The organism is Methylomonas koyamae (genome assembly GCF_019669905.1).
GTDB lineage: Bacteria > Pseudomonadota > Gammaproteobacteria > Methylococcales > Methylomonadaceae > Methylomonas > Methylomonas koyamae.
Genome location: NZ_AP019777.1, coordinates 4029453 through 4045640 on the forward strand (window position 1 = coordinate 4029453; position 16188 = coordinate 4045640).

16 protein-coding genes, 3 tRNA genes and 1 other RNA gene are annotated in these 16188 nt (G+C 55.3%); 17 read left to right on the top strand and 3 right to left on the bottom strand.

The annotated features are described in order from the left end of the window. Positions 1 to 77 precede the first annotated feature (77 nt). From MKFW12EY_RS18030 to MKFW12EY_RS18050, 5 genes are all read left to right on the top strand, one after another. A complete protein-coding gene (locus tag MKFW12EY_RS18030) occupies positions 78 to 1364 on the top strand; it encodes an RNA polymerase sigma factor (protein WP_221053516.1) in 1287 nt (428 codons plus the stop codon). A gap of 129 nt (positions 1365 to 1493) precedes the next feature. Then, positions 1494 to 3731, top strand: a complete 2238-nt coding sequence (gene parC, locus MKFW12EY_RS18035) for a DNA topoisomerase IV subunit A (RefSeq protein ID WP_221053517.1) — start codon at positions 1494 to 1496, stop codon at positions 3729 to 3731. Between the two features lie 187 nt (positions 3732 to 3918). After that, positions 3919 to 3995 (top strand) — tRNA-Pro (locus MKFW12EY_RS18040). 6 nt (positions 3996 to 4001) lie between these two features. Next, a tRNA-Arg gene (locus tag MKFW12EY_RS18045) sits at positions 4002 to 4078 on the top strand. A gap of 21 nt (positions 4079 to 4099) precedes the next feature. Beyond that, positions 4100 to 4175: transfer RNA gene (locus MKFW12EY_RS18050), tRNA-His, on the top strand. A gap of 479 nt (positions 4176 to 4654) precedes the next feature. Here the strand turns inward: MKFW12EY_RS18050 and ssrA are convergent. Then, positions 4655 to 5035: a transfer-messenger RNA gene (gene ssrA, locus MKFW12EY_RS18055) on the bottom strand. A gap of 245 nt (positions 5036 to 5280) precedes the next feature. Between ssrA and MKFW12EY_RS18060 the strand changes: the two genes are divergently transcribed. The 4 genes from MKFW12EY_RS18060 (at position 5281) to trxC (ending at position 8025) form a co-directional block, all read left to right on the top strand. Next, positions 5281 to 6225 carry a DnaJ C-terminal domain-containing protein gene (locus MKFW12EY_RS18060; RefSeq protein WP_221053518.1) on the top strand — a complete coding sequence of 315 codons (945 nt, stop codon included), beginning with the start codon at positions 5281 to 5283 and terminating at the stop codon, positions 6223 to 6225. A 2-nt stretch (positions 6226 to 6227) separates the two neighbouring features. Continuing rightward, positions 6228 to 6539 carry a helix-turn-helix domain-containing protein gene (locus MKFW12EY_RS18065; RefSeq protein ID WP_054759292.1) on the top strand — a complete coding sequence of 104 codons (312 nt, stop codon included), beginning with the start codon at positions 6228 to 6230 and terminating at the stop codon, positions 6537 to 6539. 3 nt (positions 6540 to 6542) lie between these two features. Further along, positions 6543 to 7493: a zinc metalloprotease HtpX gene (locus MKFW12EY_RS18070; protein ID WP_054759290.1), complete on the top strand. Its 951-nt coding sequence runs from the start codon at positions 6543 to 6545 to the stop codon at positions 7491 to 7493. A 97-nt stretch (positions 7494 to 7590) separates the two neighbouring features. Further along, positions 7591 to 8025, top strand: coding sequence for a thioredoxin TrxC (trxC, locus tag MKFW12EY_RS18075; protein WP_221053519.1), 435 nt, complete (start codon positions 7591 to 7593; stop codon positions 8023 to 8025). A gap of 9 nt (positions 8026 to 8034) precedes the next feature. Here trxC and MKFW12EY_RS18080 read toward each other — a convergent pair whose 3' ends face one another. Then, positions 8035 to 8445 carry a hypothetical protein gene (locus MKFW12EY_RS18080; RefSeq protein WP_221053520.1) on the bottom strand — a complete coding sequence of 137 codons (411 nt, stop codon included), beginning with the start codon at positions 8443 to 8445 and terminating at the stop codon, positions 8035 to 8037. Between the two features lie 89 nt (positions 8446 to 8534). Between MKFW12EY_RS18080 and cysD the strand changes: the two genes are divergently transcribed. The 8 genes from cysD (at position 8535) to MKFW12EY_RS18120 (ending at position 15721) form a co-directional block, all read left to right on the top strand. Then, positions 8535 to 9443: a sulfate adenylyltransferase subunit CysD gene (gene cysD / locus MKFW12EY_RS18085; protein WP_064028987.1), complete on the top strand. Its 909-nt coding sequence runs from the start codon at positions 8535 to 8537 to the stop codon at positions 9441 to 9443. A gap of 12 nt (positions 9444 to 9455) precedes the next feature. After that, positions 9456 to 9881 carry a DUF4124 domain-containing protein gene (locus MKFW12EY_RS18090; protein WP_157199185.1) on the top strand — a complete coding sequence of 142 codons (426 nt, stop codon included), beginning with the start codon at positions 9456 to 9458 and terminating at the stop codon, positions 9879 to 9881. Positions 9882 to 9908: 27 nt separating this feature from the next. Continuing rightward, positions 9909 to 10112, top strand: a complete 204-nt coding sequence (locus tag MKFW12EY_RS18095; protein ID WP_054759286.1) for a hypothetical protein — start codon at positions 9909 to 9911, stop codon at positions 10110 to 10112. Then, complete coding sequence (locus tag MKFW12EY_RS18100; RefSeq protein ID WP_054759285.1) at positions 10113 to 10490, top strand: type II toxin-antitoxin system death-on-curing family toxin; 378 nt, start codon at positions 10113 to 10115, stop codon at positions 10488 to 10490. A gap of 37 nt (positions 10491 to 10527) precedes the next feature. Next, on the top strand, positions 10528 to 12153 hold the full coding sequence (cysN, locus tag MKFW12EY_RS18105; RefSeq protein ID WP_221053521.1) for a sulfate adenylyltransferase subunit CysN: 1626 nt from the start codon (positions 10528 to 10530) through the stop codon (positions 12151 to 12153). Positions 12154 to 12234: 81 nt separating this feature from the next. Beyond that, positions 12235 to 13845 (top strand): tetratricopeptide repeat protein, encoded by a 1611-nt coding sequence (locus MKFW12EY_RS18110; RefSeq protein WP_221053522.1) that lies wholly within the window; start codon positions 12235 to 12237, stop codon positions 13843 to 13845. A gap of 250 nt (positions 13846 to 14095) precedes the next feature. Beyond that, positions 14096 to 15148, top strand: a complete 1053-nt coding sequence (locus tag MKFW12EY_RS18115; RefSeq protein WP_054759283.1) for a glyceraldehyde 3-phosphate dehydrogenase NAD-binding domain-containing protein — start codon at positions 14096 to 14098, stop codon at positions 15146 to 15148. Between the two features lie 9 nt (positions 15149 to 15157). Then, a complete protein-coding gene (locus tag MKFW12EY_RS18120; RefSeq protein ID WP_221053523.1) occupies positions 15158 to 15721 on the top strand; it encodes a DNA-deoxyinosine glycosylase in 564 nt (187 codons plus the stop codon). Positions 15722 to 15790: 69 nt separating this feature from the next. On the opposite strand, the gene rplQ is transcribed toward MKFW12EY_RS18120, so the two are convergent. Next, positions 15791 to 16171 (bottom strand): 50S ribosomal protein L17, encoded by a 381-nt coding sequence (gene rplQ, locus MKFW12EY_RS18125; protein ID WP_054759281.1) that lies wholly within the window; start codon positions 16169 to 16171, stop codon positions 15791 to 15793. Positions 16172 to 16188 lie beyond the last annotated feature (17 nt).

Consider the following 16188-nt stretch of genomic DNA (forward strand, 5'->3'; position numbering starts at 1 on the left):
TTTTTGCCGTATCCACTGATTTGGTTTGGTAGTATGCGACACCAATCCCGACACTGCCTTTGCCTTTTCCAGCCGATATGCGCGACCCGGACCGCCAACCGCCAACCACCGTGAAGCCGACCGCCGAAACCGCCGCGGCGGTCCGCAACAATATCGATGCGCTTTACCGCGCCGAATCGCGGCGGGTGTTTGCGACGCTGATTCGGCTGCTCGGCGATTTCGACATTGCCGAGGAAGCCCTGCACGATGCGTTTCGCAGCGCATTGGAACAATGGCCGCGCGACGGCATCCCGGCCAATCCACGCGCTTGGCTGGTATCGGCCGGCCGTTTCAAAGGCGTCGATAAACTGCGCCGACAAAGCCGCTACGACTTATACGAAGATATGGAACAAGTCGCCGGAACCGAATCGGCGTCGCCCGATCTCGACGGCGACGGCCTGGAAGACGACCGGCTGCGACTGATCTTTACCTGTTGCCATCCGGCGCTGCCGGCCGAAGCCCAGGTCGCGCTGACGTTACGCGAAGTGTGCGGTTTGGCCACCGAGGAAATCGCCCGCGCCTTTCTGTTACCGACGCCGACCCTGGCGCAACGCATCGTCCGTGTCAAGGCCAAAATCCGCGACGCCAAAATTCCGTACCGAACCCCGGAACGCGGCGAGCTGACCGAACGCTTGCCGCCGGTGTTGCAGGTGGTGTATTTGGTATTCAACGAAGGTTACTCGGCCTCGTCCGGGCCGGAGTTAAACCGTCCCGACTTATCCGCGGAAGCGATTCGGCTGGGCCGGCTGTTGCTCGAATTATTGCCGGCCGCCGAAGTGCAAGGGTTACTGGCATTAATGCTATTGCACGAATCGCGCCGTCCCGCTCGCTGCAGCGCCGACGGCGAACTGGTCTTGCTGGAGGAGCAGGACCGGTCTTTATGGGCCTCGGCCCTGATTGAGGAAGGTTTGCAACGGGTGGAAAAAGCCTTGCGCCAGCCGGGTTACGGCGTCTACGCCCTACAAGCCGCTATCGCCGCAGTTCACGCCGGCGCAACCTCGGCGGCCGCTACCGATTGGCGGCAAATCGCCGGGTTATACGAGGTATTGTTGAAGCTAGCACCTTCGCCGGTCATTGCATTGAACCGCGCGGTTGCCATCGCCATGCGCGACGGCCCCGCCGCCGGCCTGGCTTTGATCGACGCTATCCTGGCCGAAGGCAATCTGGCCGACTACCATCTGGCCCACGCCGCCCGCGCCGACTTATTGCGCCGCCTGGGGCGTACCGATTCTGCGCTGCACGCCTACCAAATGGCGCTGGCATTGGCAAAGCAGGAACCGGAGCGGCGTTTTCTGCAACGCCGGATCGGCGAACTCGGCGGTTGAGCCATCCGGCATCGGTTGCGGCGGCCGTTACCGCCGATTCGATTGCCGGTTCAAAGTTGCGCCGGTGTGGTATCGTAGCGCCCGCAAATTCGCCGTCCCGAGCCTCATTCCAAGGAAAGCCAGCAATTCATGGGTGCACAAGAAAACTTCGAACAACTTCCGCTAAAAGATTTCACCGAGAAGGCCTACCTCGATTATTCGATGTACGTCATTCTGGACCGGGCCTTGCCGCACATCGGCGACGGCCTCAAACCCGTGCAGCGCCGCATCGTTTATGCGATGTCCGAACTGGGGCTGACCGCGTTAGCCAAATACAAAAAATCCGCGCGCACCGTTGGCGACGTACTGGGTAAATACCATCCGCACGGCGACTCGGCCTGCTACGAAGCCATGGTGCTAATGGCGCAGGATTTCTCCTACCGTTATCCCCTGATCGACGGCCAGGGCAACTGGGGCTCGCCAGACGATCCCAAATCGTTCGCGGCGATGCGTTACACCGAATCGCGGCTGACCGCCTACGCCCAAACCCTGCTCAGCGAGCTGGGCCAGGGCACGGTCGATTGGGTGGACAACTTCGACGGCACCTTGCAGGAACCTTCGCTGTTGCCGGCGCGCTTGCCCAATGTACTGCTGAACGGCACCACCGGCATCGCGGTCGGTATGGCCACCGACATTCCACCGCATAATTTGCGCGAGGTCGCCGCCGCCGTGCTGCAACTGCTCGACGAGCCGGAGACGCCGCTGGAAGGCTTGTTGGAACATATCAAGGGGCCAGATTTTCCGACCGACGCCGAAATTGTCACGCCGGCCGCCGATCTGCAAAAGCTGTATCTGACCGGCAACGGCTCGGTGAAAATGCGCGCCAAATACGAAATCGAAGACGGCAACATCGTCATCACCGCGTTGCCGCACCAGGTGTCCGGCGCCAAGTTGTTGGAACAGATTGCGGCGCAAATGCTGGCAAAAAAGTTGCCGATGATCGAGGACTTGCGCGACGAGTCCGACCACGAAAACCCGACTCGCTTGCTGATCATTCCAAAAACCAAGCGCACCGATTTCGATGCGGTGATGTCGCATTTGTTTGCGACCACCGATCTGGAGAAAAACTACCGAGTCAACCTGAACATGATCGGCCTGAACGGCAAGCCGCAGGTCAAAAACCTCAGACAGATTCTGACGGAATGGATCGCGTTTCGGACCGAAACCGTCCGCCGGCGTCTGCAATACCGTTTGGACAAGGTGCTGGCGCGCTTGCATATCCTGGAAGGCTTGCTGATCGCCTACCTGAACATCGACGAAGTCATCGCCATCATCCGCCACGAAGACCATCCCAAACCGGTGCTGATGGCGCGGTTCGGTTTGACCGACGTGCAGGCCGAAGCCATTCTGGAATTGAAACTGCGGCATCTGGCGAAGTTGGAAGAAATGAAGATTCGCGGCGAGCAGGACGAATTGGAGCAAGAGCGCCAGGCGCTGGAAAAAACGCTGGGGTCGGCGCATTTGTTGAATCGCTTGATCCGTAAAGAAATCGAACGCGACGCCGAGAAATACGGCGACGCCCGCCGCTCGCCGATCATCGAACGCGAGGCGGCGCAAGCGCTGGACACCACCGAACTGATCGCCAACGAACCGGTCACCGTGATCCTGTCGCAAAAGGGCTGGATCAGAGCAGCCAAGGGCTACGACATCGAAGCGGAGGGTTTGAGTTACCGCGCCGGCGACGGCTATCTGTCCTCGGCCAAGGGGCGCACCACGCAACCGGCTTACGTATTGGATTCGACCGGCCGGGTCTATACCGTCACCACTCACGATTTACCGTCGGCGCGCAGCCAGGGCGAACCCTTGACCGGCCGCCTGAATCCGCCGCCCGGCAGCCTGTTTACCGCCGTGTTTACCGGCCAAGCGGACGACTGGGTGTTGATGTGCAGCAGCGCCGGTTACGGCTTTCGGGTACAGTTGAAAGAGCTGTACAGTAAAAATAAGGCTGGCAAAGCGGTGCTGACCATCCCGGAAAAAGCCAAAGCGTTAACGCCGGTGCCGATTGCGCCGGAACGTGACTTGCTGGCAGTGGCGACGTTGCAGGGCCGGCTGCTGATCTTCCCGGTCCAGGATTTACCGGAACTGGCCAAAGGCAAAGGCAACAAGCTGATTCAGATCCCGGCGTCGGACTTGGCTAACGGTAAGGATGCCGTAGTCGCCGCCACGGCTATTTCCGCGGCCGGCGAGCTGAAGGTGATTTCCGGCAAACGTTTCGTCACGTTGAAGAAAATCGATATCGAACAATACGCCGGAAGCCGGGCGAATCGCGGCACCGCGTTGCCGCGAGGCTTCCAAAAAGTCGATGCGCTGGAATTCGGCTTCGACTAGCGCTGAAATTCTTTTTTATCAATAGTTTGTAAACAATGATCGCATGATTATCACAATGCCGCCGCCGAACTCAAAACGGTCATATCCGGCATAAGAAAAAAAGTAGTTGACGCATTCCGAATAAACGCCTATCATGGCGATCTTTCTGAAGCGCTAAGGCTCTTCGGGGATAAAAAGAAGGTCAATTCGGGGTATAGCGCAGTCTGGTAGCGCGTCTGCTTTGGGAGCAGAATGTCGGGAGTTCGAATCTCTCTACCCCGACCAAGATTTGCGCTTGTAGCTCAGCCGGATAGAGCATCGGCCTTCTAAGCCGAGGGTCGCAGGTTCGAGTCCTGCCAAGCGTGCCATCGCGAAAATCATCCATTATGGTGAGCGTAGCTCAGTTGGTAGAGCCCCGGATTGTGATTCCGGTTGTCGTGGGTTCGAGCCCCATCGTTCACCCCATCCAGACCAAGTCAAAAAGTTAGCCTACTACCAATAGAGATCATTAGGCCAGCCTTATCTGCTACTCAAAAAAGAACAAACGATCTACCACCTGTTCACTTAAAAACCCCTCACCTGAGCATCTTTTTCGTCCTTTTATTTATCGGAGAAGCTATCTCCAACAGTTCGCCGACTTCTTAATATCAGCTTGGCAACTCGCTCAGACGCTATTCAGCTGACTCAGGACCATCCCATGCCCGCCCTACCGAAATTCATACCCCTAGCCAGCGCGGTTTTTGCGCAAATTTTTCGATGTGAATTTTGGTTACGCCGTTGCCATCCTTCGATCCGCCGGAAACTCGGCACTTCAGGATAATGAGTAAATTTCGCGATGTGCAAATAATGCAAATAAATGGCGTTTCCTGCAATTAGGAAACGCCAATTTACCGCCAAAGACCGAAAGATAAAAAATTATTTTCTTTATCTTTCAATGGGTTGATTGGTGGAGGTGGGGGGAATTGAACCCCCGTCCGCAAGCACTCCGCCACAAGCTCTACATGCTTATCCCGCGCTTTTAATTTAACTGTTGACTACCCGTCGGGCCAAGAGGATCAACAGCGATTTCGATTGGATTTAGCGATTCAGGCTCCGAACTAAGCCCTGGCGCGATCTTATGTAATATGATCCCTGAGCGCCTCTCGAAAGAGACTCCAGACGCATAAGTACATCTGGTCAGAGAAGTGGTGCAGGTTTTAAGCTGCTAAGGCCACTGAGTAGTTTTCGTCGTTTGCGAATACTTTTTTTCAGTAGGTTTTACGAGCTGTACTGTGCTCGGCATGCACCTGAGGTTTTGCTACCCACGTCGAAGCCATGTCACCCCCGGAATCTTCATTCTACCAAAACGATAAAAGAATTGCTCTTTAAGATAGGGACTCGCTCGATAAGTTCAACCCCTTCCCCGCCCGCCTTCACCTTGATTTCCGCTTGAATCGCCGGCATTTAGCGTTACGGTTGAATTGACCGGCCGACGCCGCACCGCATTTAGCGATTGTTCGCCCGCCGGCTATCGTCTATATAATCCCTAGCCCGATTGGGCTTGACCAACGTCAGTCACAGGAGGCATGGCGTGCAATATAAAGATTATTACCAGATTTTAGGTGTCAGCCGTGATGCGGCATTGGCCGACATCAAAAAGGCTTACCGCAAATTGGCGCGCAAATACCATCCGGATATCTCCAAGGAGCCGGATGCCGAAGCCAAAATGAAGGAAATCAACGAGGCGTACGCGGTGTTGTCCGACACCGAAAAACGTGCGGCGTACGACCAACTTGGCCGCGGCTACCGTTCCGGCCAGGAGTTTCATCCACCGCCGAACTGGGATGCCGGCTTCGAATTCTCCAGCGGAGACGCGGCCGATTTCGGCGATTTTTTTAGTCAGTTGTTCGGGCGGATGGGAGCACGCGGCCGCGGCGGCCCGTTCGAAGCGCACGCCGGCGGGTTCCAGGCTCAAGGCGAGGACCATCATGCCAAAGTGTTGCTGGACGTGGAAGATGCGTTTCGCGGAGCCACCCGCCAGATCAGCCTGCGGGTGCCAACGATGGACGCCGGTGGCCACGTCACGCTACACACCCGTACCTTGAACGTCAAAATCCCCAAGGGCGTCTACGAAGGCCAGATCATTCGCCTGGCCGGCCAAGGGGCACCAGGGATAGGCAACGGCAAATCCGGAGATTTATTGCTGGAAGTGCATTTCAACCCGCACCCGAAACTTCGGGTAGACGGCAGTAATCTGCATCTGACATTACCGGTCGCACCATGGGAAGCGGCACTCGGAGCAGTGTTGCCAATCAATCTGTTCGACACCGGTTTGAAAGTGCGGATTCCGGAAGGCACCCAAAGCGGCCAGCAATTACGGGTGCGCGGCAAGGGCATCCCCAGCGCGACACCTGGCGACTTGCTGCTGGACATCCAAGTGGTACTGCCGCCGGCCAACACCGACAAGGCCAAAGAACTTTACCAAACCATGGCGCGCGAGCTGGCTTTCGATCCGCGCGCAACGCACAGGAGTTAAACATGTCCGGATCGTTGACCGCCATTGCCCTGGACGCCGTGCTCGAGGAACACGGCTTGACTTTGCAGCAACTCGCCGCGCTGTGTGCGGTAGACCACGACTGGGTCAGCCGCCACATTGAAGAAGGCTTGTTAACTCCAAGCCAGCACGGCGGCGAATGGCGTTTTTCCAGCGCCACGCTGCTGCGGGTAAGACGCATCGCCAACATCGAGCGCCAGTTCGAGGCCTTACCCGAACTGGCGGCGCTGGTCGCCGACATGCAGGAAGAAATCGACGACCTGCGCCGCCGCTTGCGTCGCGCCGGCCTGGAATAAACGATGAACCACGCCATCCAACACAGCCACCGCTGGCTGAACCGACTACAAACCGTGTTATTGGTCGGCGCCATGCTAGGCGTCTGCTCGTTGGCCGGCAGCCTGTTATTTGGCGACGACGGCGTCTGGATGGCGTTGGCCGCGGCCGGCTTCGGCCTGTTGATCACGCCCGGCAGCGCCTGGCGCCTGACTTTGCATTTCTACAGGGCGCGGCCGATCTACCCGCAAGAAGCGCCGGCATTATGGCAAATGTTGGAAACTTTGGCCGAACCCGCCGAATTGCCCGGCGTGCCGACACCCTACTTCTTCCCCAGCCCGGTCATCAACGCCTTTGCGGTGGGCAGCCGCGAGCAATCGGCGATCGCGTTGAGCGACAGCCTATTGCAACGTTTGTCGCCCCGAGAGCTGGCCGGCGTCTTGGCCCACGAACTTTCGCATATTGCCAATAACGATCTACGAGTAATGGGTCTAGCCGACGTAGTCAGTCGCATTACGGCGATATTTGCCAGCCTGGGCCAATTGTTTCTGCTATTGAGCATTCCGGCAATGCTGTTTGCCGGTGTCGTATTGGAATTCAACTGGCCGGCGATACTGCTTTTGCTATTTTCGCCGCACTTGGCTTTGTTGGCGCAATTGGGCTTGTCCAGGACCCGCGAATACGACGCCGATTTGAACGCGGCAATACTGACCGGCGACCCGTTGGGTTTGGCCCAAGCGCTGGCGCACATCGAACAAGCCAGCAAAGGCTGGCTGGCGGTGCTGCTTCCCGGTTGGGGCAACCCGGAACCCTCCTGGCTGCGCACCCATCCGCCGACCGCAGAACGGATTTGCCGCCTACAAGCCTTGGTGCCAGCGGCGCCTAGCCACTGGCTAAATTACGCGCCGCTCTTGGGTTATAGCGTAACCCCGGTGCCACGAGCACCACGCTGGCGAATTGGCGGATTGTGGCGTTAATTTCGGCCATCCTCTTGTTTTTATCGGCCCAGTCCCAAGTTTAAGCGGCAAACCCTTCGCCGTCGCGAAGGCTACCAGTCCACATTTAGAGGCCAACATGAGCGAATCGATTCACCTAGCCTGCCCGCACTGCGCAGCCATCAACCGCCTGCCTGCCGCACGCCTCAGCCAACATCCGAAATGCGGCCAATGCCACCTTCCGCTGTTTACTGCTCATCCGCTGGAATTGACGGCGGCCAATTTCGACAAGCATGTGCGCCGCAGCGATATCCCGTTGCTAGTGGATTTTTGGGCGGCTTGGTGCGGTCCTTGCCGAATGATGGCGCCCGCCTTTGCGCAGGCGGCCGGCTTACTCGAGCCGACGATGCGCTTGGGCAAGATCGACACCGAGGCACAAACCGACTTGAGCGAGCAATTCCAGATCCGCAGCATTCCGACACTGATTCTGTTCAAGGACGGCCGCGAAGTTGCCCGCCAAGCCGGCGCAATGACTACCCAAGACATCGTGCGCTGGGCAAAAAGCCACGCCTGAAACAATTTGCTATGGCAATCGCTTCAGCGGAATTTGGAAGCGTTGCCGGGCAATGTCGCCGGCCCGACCGCTGTAACCGCTCAAATACAAGTCCCGGCCGCAGACGTGCGGCAAAGCCGAACAGCGGCCGGCAATTGCAAAGCGCTCGCCGGCCAAACGAAACGTCAGCGGTACGCAATCGTTACGCAGAATCGGACCAGCCACCGACAAATCGATACGCTGTTCGCAGCGTTCGTAGAGCAGAGAATCCACTTCCAGTACCAACTCGGCGATAACGACCCGGTCGTTATCGCCGAGGCAGCCGTAAATCGTACAACGGCAGTCGTGCAAATCCGCCAGCAAGCATTCCGCTAACTTGGTTAGCGTCGGCCGGCCGGCTATCAGCGCGCGTAGATTATCCAAACCGTGGTATTGCCTCATAAGCTTTGCCGATAGCGTCGATAGGTGTTTGCCATTAAAATAGCCCGCTAACCTTTGCATGCAAACAGGCCGCGCGCCCCGGATAATTGATGACCGATTATAAACTGACCCACCTGAAACAGCTCGAAGCCGAAAGTATCCATATCATCCGCGAAGTGGCCGCGGAATTCGAAAAACCCGTCATGCTGTATTCCATCGGCAAAGACTCGGCAGTGATGTTGCATCTGACCCGCAAAGCTTTTTTCCCCGGCAAACCGCCTTTCCCGCTGCTGCATGTCGATACCACCTGGAAGTTCCGGGAAATGATCGAATTCCGCGACCGGATGGCGAAAGACTTGGGCTGGGATTTGATTGTCCATATCAACCAGGAAGGCGTGGCTGAAGGCATCGGCCCATTCACCCACGGCAGTAAGAAGCACACCGACGTGATGAAAACCGACGCGTTGAAACAAGCCTTGAACAAATACCAGTTCGACGCCGCATTCGGTGGCGCTCGCCGCGACGAGGAAAAATCCCGCGCCAAGGAACGGGTTTACTCGTTCCGCGACAAGAACCACCGCTGGGATCCGAAAAACCAACGCCCGGAGCTTTGGAATATTTACAACGGCAAGATCGACAAAGGCGAGTCGATTCGGGTGTTCCCTTTATCCAACTGGACTGAGTTGGACATCTGGCAATACATCCATCTGGAGAACATTCCGATTGTACCTTTGTACTTTGCCAAAGAACGTCCGGTGGTCAACAAGGACGGCATGCTGATCATGGTCGACGACGACCGGATGCCAATAGGCCCCGACGACAAAGTCGAAATGAAAATGGTGCGCTTCCGTACCTTGGGCTGCTACCCGCTAACCGGCGCCGTCGAATCGACAGCGACCACTTTGCCGGAAATCATTCAGGAAATGTTGCTGACCACCACGTCCGAGCGTCAGGGCCGCTTGATTGACCACGATCAAGCCGGGTCGATGGAGCAGAAGAAGCGGGAAGGTTATTTCTAAAGCGAAAAGGCAATGAAGAAATTGTTGTGGGCATTTATGCTGTTGTACGCTGCCGATAGTTCGGGTGGTTTTTATAAATGCACCGATGCAAAAGGCCGCGTGGTTTATTCCGATACCGCTTGCGATCACAAAGCCGATCGAAAAATTCCGGATTTGAAGCCGCTTGCGGAAGTAAAAGCCGAACAGCCAGCGGCCTCTAAGCTGACCGATAAGATAAAAGGCCTTTTTCAGAGTAGTCCAGGCTCGGAGTCCGAGTCTTCACAGCCACTGTCGAATCGCACGGATCAGACCCGGCAAAAATTCGCGTGCGATGGCCGAGTGTATTGCTCGCAAATGACTTCTTGCGAAGAAGCCACTTTCTTCATCAATCATTGCCCGGATACCAAAATGGACGGTAATAACGACGGCGTTCCCTGCGAAAAACAGTGGTGCCGATGATTTCGTTTAATTTTTGATAGGCGACTCATGCAACTCCACGAACAGATACAACAACACCTTGCGAAGCTTGAACCCAGCCTGCAAGCCGAGGTACTGGATTTCGTGCTGTTCCTGGAAGAAAGACAAAAGAAGCGGCAGCCAGATCAATCAGTAAGCGAAGAAGAAGCCCTGCAAATTCATCAACAACTGATGGACAGGTACGCCGACGCGTTTGTCAAACTGGCCCAATAAATGGCCAAGTTGTTTTTCATCTCGAAATCACTGGCATTGCAGATACATAGTCAGCAGATAGCGCGCTTTGGCGGCGCTTTAGGCATCAGAGATGAAGCTCTGTTGGAATCGGCGCTCGGTGCGGCGCAGCAGACTTGGCATTACAGCGGCGACATTTTTCAGACCGCTGCCCAGTATTGCTATTCGTTGGCCAATAACCATCCGTTTCTGGATGGCAACAAGCGGGTAGCGGCTGCGTGTATGTTGGTGTTTCTGGTCGCCAACCAAAAACAACCGAATTTGGATAGCGACCAACTTTACGAGTGGGTCATTAATACGGCGACCCGGCAAGTCAATCGCGAAGACTTGGCCGACTTTTTAAAACAGCATTGCGCATAAAACAACTTTCGAACACATTTAGGCATTCAGGAATCCCATGTCCCACCAATCCGACCTCATCGCCACCGACATTAACGCCTACCTGGCGCAACACGAACGCAAGGAGTTGCTGCGGTTTTTGACCTGCGGCAACGTCGACGACGGCAAAAGCACTTTGATCGGCCGCTTGTTACACGATTCGAAAATGATTTACGAAGACCAGTTGGCCGCCGTGCAAGCCGACAGCGTCAAATCCGGCACCACCGGCGCCGGCAAGATCGACCTGGCGTTGCTGGTCGACGGCTTGCAGGCCGAGCGCGAGCAAGGCATCACCATCGATGTCGCCTACCGCTACTTTTCGACTTCGACCCGCAAATTCATCATCGCCGACACCCCGGGCCACGAGCAATACACCCGTAACATGGCGACCGGCGCTTCGACCTGCGACTTGGCGGTGATTCTGATCGATGCCCGCTACGGCGTGCAGACCCAGACCAAGCGCCACAGCTTCATTGCCTCGTTGCTGGGCATCAAGCACATCATCGTCGCGGTCAATAAAATGGACTTGGTCGGCTACAGCCAGGAGACTTTCGAGAAAATTCGCGACGATTACATGGCTTTCGTCAAAAACCTGGATTTGCACGACATCCACTTCATTCCGATGTCGGCGTTGGACGGCGACAACGTGGTCAACCCCAGCGCCAACATGCCCTGGTTTAGCGGCTTGCCGATGATGGAACTGCTGAACAGCATCGAAATTGCCAGCGACCACAACTTCGACGATGCCCGCTTCCCGGTGCAATACGTCAACCGGCCCAACCTGGATTTTCGCGGCTTCTGCGGCACAGTCGCTTCCGGCCTGTTTAATCAAGGCGACGCGATTACCGTGCTGCCGTCCGGCAAGACCAGCACGATCAAATCCATCGTCACTTTCGACGGCGATTTGCAGCAAGCCTTCGCCGGCATGGCCGTCACTTTAACCTTGCAGGACGAAATCGACATCAGCCGCGGCGACGTGATTCTGGGTGGGCAGCAAACGCAACCCAGCGTCGCCGACAAATTCAAGGCCAATATCGTCTGGATGACCGAACAAACCATGTTGCCCGGCCGCCAATACGTGATCAAATTGGCGACCCGCAGCGTATCGGGCTCGGTCGCGTCGATTCACCACCGCATCGACGTCAACACTCTGGAACACCACGATGCCGACGAATTGAAACTGAACGAAATCGGCCTGTGCACCGTCGCGGTCAACGCCCCGGTGGTATTCGAACCTTACAAACGCAATAAGTCGACCGGCTCGTTCATCGTCATCGACCGGCTGACCAACGTCACCGTCGGCGCCGGCATGATCGTCGGCGATGCCAGCAAGGACGAATGGGCGCCGGTGACCGCCGAAGAACGCGCCAGCCGTTTCGGCCAAACCGCAACCATCGTCGCACTATCCGGCGCCGACGCGAAAACCATGGCTTACCACTTGGAACGCCGCCTGTTCGACACCGGCCATGTCGCAACCGTGCTGGAACAAGCCGATCCTGCGCTGGCCGCAGCGATCAAACACGCCGGTTTGATCGGTTTGTGCGTGGGGCTGACAGCCAACCAAGCCGACCTGGTTTTTGATGCGGATAAACAGTCTGTCGACGACATTTACGACGAACTGAAACAGCGGGAAGTGGTGCGTTAAATCGGTCTGCCGCCAAGCTCGACGACTTGGCGGCTATTCGCCGCTCAACAACCTGTACCAGCAAACGGGTATCGACTGACGATGAAAGTCCAACCTAAACAGCCGCAACCGGCGGAATTGCAGGCCATCCACCAATTGTTTCAAGCCGGGCAAGTGCCGTTGGCGGAAATCCGCGCTCAGGCTTTGGCCGCGGCGTATCCCAAATCGCTGCCGGCACTGAACCTGCTGGGCATGTGCCAGCAAGCACAAGGCAAATTGCGCGACGCGGCCGCCAGCTTCCGCAAGATGATCGCGCTCGATCCCAACATCGCTGAAATCCATTTCAACCTCGGCGCAATTTACACCCAACTCAACGACGCCAAAGGGGCTATGGCCGCCTACCGCAAAGCGCTGCAAATCAAGCCGGACTTGACGGTCGCCCATTTCAACCTCGGCGCGCTGTTGCAACAGCAAAGCCAGTGGCAAGAGGCGGCCAAGCATTACCGGCGGGCGGTGGAACAACAGCCCGGCTACTATCAGGCCTGGGCCAATTGGGGCGCTGTATTGCAAACCGTCGGCGATTTGAAAGCCGCCGAGCACTGTTACCGCAAGGCTTTGGACATCAACGCCGACGCCCTGGGCTATTTCAACCTCGGCACCAATCTTTACGACCAGGGCAGCCACGCCCAAGCTATCGAAGCATTCAAGGAAGCTTTGCGTCTGGACCCGCAATTCGCCGATGCCTGGAACGATCTGGGAGAGATTTACCGCGACCAGGGCAATATGGAAGAAGCGGTGCGCTGTTACCGCGCCGCACTGCAAGCCAATCAACAACACGGCCGCGCCAATTACAACCTGGGCGAGAGTTATTGTTTGGGCAACCAGTTCACGCAAGCGATTCAGTATTTTGCCGCATCGGATTTCGCCGATGCCCAGGAGCGGGTGCTTCTATGTCTGTACAAAACCAGTCAATTCGACGCCTTTAAACAACGCCTGGACGAACTAGTTGCCCAAGGGCGCCACAACTCGGTATTGCTGGGTAGCTTGGCGACCCATTACGCCATCAATTTCCGCCAACCAGACACTTACGGTTACTGCCGCAATCCGATGGAGTTTGTACAGCACACTCGCATCGACGAGCTGGCCGAGCCCAGCAGCGCGCTGCTGAATAAATTACTCGACGACGTCAAACACCTAGTCATTGCCGAGCGTAAACAGGGCCGCTTGTATTACGGCATGCAGTCGGCTGGGAATTTGTTACAGCGCCCCGAAGCGTCGTTTCAACAGCTGGCCAAGTTGATCCGGGCCAAGGTCGAAGCCTACCGGCGACACTTCGCCGGCCGCGAGGATGCGTTGATTCGGTTGTTTCCGCAAGCCCTGGAATTCGCCAGTTCCTGGTATTTGCGGATGAACCAAGGCGGTTATCTGACTTCGCACATCCACGAGGAAGGCTGGATCAGCGGCTGCGTCTACCTGCAACTGCCGGACAAATGCGACAACCACGAAGGCAGCTTCGAATACGGCACGGACGGCGACGACTACCCACGCCTACACGACGATTTCCCCACCCAAATCGTCGACCAAAAAGTCGGCGACCTGGTGCTATTCCCGTCATCATTATTTCATCGGACCATTCCGTTCAATTCCGACCAGGAACGGATTTGTATCGCCTTTGATATCAAACCGGGCAATAGCGTCGGCTCGAAAAAATAAACATTCGGTTAACAAAGACCCATTTTGACGTCAGACCCGCGGGCAACTGATTGGCGGTGTCGATTTAATGGATTACCACCTGCCAGCTATGCTGCCGCCTTGACTAGGTCGTGAAGTTGCTCTAGCTTTTAGCACGAAAAGGCAATTCCTTCCTCAAAACGACCACATCAGCAATGACAACTATCACCCTTTCTCCCGGTAAAAACATTAATCGATTACTAGCCGGATCTAACCGGAAGGGTATCCTCGTATGAGCTTGCGGGTTGCAATTGTCGGTCTAGGGCGTATAGGACGTGGCGTTTTGCGAACTAATTTTTCCCAGATTAGCGGTGGACGCTACGAAATCTGCGTCGTATGTGACGTGATGACGATAGACCACGTCGCGTATCTGTTGGCAAACGACAGCACATACGGCAGGCCACCGTTTCGAGTCGATTGCGACGGTAACGATCTGATTTTGGACGGCAAAAGAATACGTTACCAGCGTGTCGACAGGCGGCGTAGCGGGCCTTCCGAGCACGGCCTGGATGTTTTGAAAGAATTCGAATTGGATGTATTGTTCGACGCGACCGGTACCGCTAGCATCAACGATTTTCAAACGATTCTGGAACGGAATATCGCCCGCAAAGCATTGTGTACCTGGAATATTACCGGATGCGACATCAGCATAGTCTATGGCGTAAATCACGCGGATTATCTGCCCGATAAACACCACGTCATCTCTGCTAGCACCTGTACCGGTAACGCGATGGTGCCTATATGCTACATTTTAGACAAGCATTTCGGCATAGTTTCGGCACGGATAGCGACAATACACCCCCAACTATCCGACCAAAGGGTATTGGACGGTTACCATTCGTCTTCCCAATTAGGCCGGGGTTGTGCAGCGTCAATCATCCCAACTGGTACCAATGTCGCCAAATCGACAAGTTTGGTATTACCCAATTTAGCAGGCAAATTAGAAGCCATTTCCTATCGAGTGCCGACGGCGATAGTCTCCGTTATCGATTTTACGGCTTACTTGGCTACGGATACGAGTCAACAGGAATGTATTGAATGGTTCGAACGGTACGCAGAAAACCAGTTATCTGGAATAATTTATTGCGATTACGGTGCGTGGGGCCACCAAAAAGCTAGCATAGATTACATGCGAACCGACTATTCGGCGATTCTGCTGATGGGCCAAATCACGGTCAACAACAAAAGACAAATTGGCTTAGCTTTGATGCACGATAACGAACACGCTTATTGCTGTAGAGTGTTAGACGTCCTCGGAGTACTGGAGTCGAGAGCCGTAACCTGAGCCGTGCAAATGGATGCTATTACCGGCTTCCCTCCTATAGCCTCAGATAAGGCAAGTGTGCTTATTTTAGGCAGTATGCCTGGAATCGCTTCACTCAACGCTGGCGAGTATTATGCTCATCCTCGCAATCAATTTTGGCCCATTATCTGTCAACTATTACAAATCGACACTCTATGCTCTTACGATGCTAGGCGAAAAGCAATGAATGACCGAGGCATCGCCGTTTGGGACGTGATAAAAACTTGTACCCGTTATGGCAGCTTGGATTCCGCAATTAATAAAAAATCAATCATTACCAACGATTTCGATAGTTTTTTTGAACTACACCCGTCGATCTGCCACGTGTTTTTCAACGGAGCTACCGCCGAAACACTTTTTCGGAGACATTTCTTAGCAAAATTGCAGAACAACCCCAGAAATGCGCTTATCTATACAAGACTGCCATCGACAAGCCCCGCCCATGCAGCGTTATCGATCGACCAAAAGCTGACAGCTTGGAAAGCCGTCACCGACGCAACTAGCGCCCAATCCAATCCTAAGCTGCAGGAGATAGAAATAAATTTAGGATCCTAAAAAAGAAAAAAGCCCAACTAACAAGTTGGGCTTTTGTTTGAGACGGTGTCGGATAAAACCTAAACTGAATTATTCATCAGACGTTGTTGGTTCTGCTCTATCCACCAATTCTACGTAAGCCATCGGGGCGTCGTCGCCAGGACGGAATCCGCATTTGATGATCCTCAAATAGCCACCATTTCTGGTTGAATAACGGGGACCCAACTCGTTAAACAACTTGGTCACGACATCGCGGTCACGCAACTTGGCGAAGGCTTGGCGACGCTTTGCAACCGAATCGTTTTTCGAAAGGGTTATCAGAGGCTCGGCAATCATTCTTAATTCTTTTGCCTTAGGAAGAGTAGTTTTAATCAACTCATGTTTAAACAGAGAGCAGGCCATGTTGCTGAACAGCGCTTTTCTATGACTGCTGTTTTTATTTAACTGTCTTCCAGATTTACGGTGTCTCATTTCTTAATGCCTTATGT

What these genes read in the sequence shown, in the direction of transcription:
- MKFW12EY_RS18030 (WP_221053516.1), top strand. Translation starts at nt 78, where the DNA reads ATGCGCGACCCGGACCGCCAACCGCCAACCACCGTGAAGCCGACCGCC.
- parC (WP_221053517.1), top strand. Translation starts at nt 1,494, where the DNA reads ATGGGTGCACAAGAAAACTTCGAACAACTTCCGCTAAAAGATTTCACC.
- MKFW12EY_RS18065 (WP_054759292.1), top strand. Translation starts at nt 6,228, where the DNA reads ATGTCCGGATCGTTGACCGCCATTGCCCTGGACGCCGTGCTCGAGGAA.
- MKFW12EY_RS18070 (WP_054759290.1), top strand. Translation starts at nt 6,543, where the DNA reads ATGAACCACGCCATCCAACACAGCCACCGCTGGCTGAACCGACTACAA.
- trxC (WP_221053519.1), top strand. Translation starts at nt 7,591, where the DNA reads ATGAGCGAATCGATTCACCTAGCCTGCCCGCACTGCGCAGCCATCAAC.
- MKFW12EY_RS18080 (WP_221053520.1), bottom strand. Translation starts at nt 8,445, where the DNA reads ATGAGGCAATACCACGGTTTGGATAATCTACGCGCGCTGATAGCCGGC.
- cysD (WP_064028987.1), top strand. Translation starts at nt 8,535, where the DNA reads ATGACCGATTATAAACTGACCCACCTGAAACAGCTCGAAGCCGAAAGT.
- MKFW12EY_RS18090 (WP_157199185.1), top strand. Translation starts at nt 9,456, where the DNA reads ATGAAGAAATTGTTGTGGGCATTTATGCTGTTGTACGCTGCCGATAGT.
- MKFW12EY_RS18095 (WP_054759286.1), top strand. Translation starts at nt 9,909, where the DNA reads ATGCAACTCCACGAACAGATACAACAACACCTTGCGAAGCTTGAACCC.
- MKFW12EY_RS18100 (WP_054759285.1), top strand. Translation starts at nt 10,113, where the DNA reads ATGGCCAAGTTGTTTTTCATCTCGAAATCACTGGCATTGCAGATACAT.
- cysN (WP_221053521.1), top strand. Translation starts at nt 10,528, where the DNA reads ATGTCCCACCAATCCGACCTCATCGCCACCGACATTAACGCCTACCTG.
- MKFW12EY_RS18110 (WP_221053522.1), top strand. Translation starts at nt 12,235, where the DNA reads ATGAAAGTCCAACCTAAACAGCCGCAACCGGCGGAATTGCAGGCCATC.
- MKFW12EY_RS18115 (WP_054759283.1), top strand. Translation starts at nt 14,096, where the DNA reads ATGAGCTTGCGGGTTGCAATTGTCGGTCTAGGGCGTATAGGACGTGGC.
- MKFW12EY_RS18120 (WP_221053523.1), top strand. Translation starts at nt 15,158, where the DNA reads ATGGATGCTATTACCGGCTTCCCTCCTATAGCCTCAGATAAGGCAAGT.
- rplQ (WP_054759281.1), bottom strand. Translation starts at nt 16,171, where the DNA reads ATGAGACACCGTAAATCTGGAAGACAGTTAAATAAAAACAGCAGTCAT.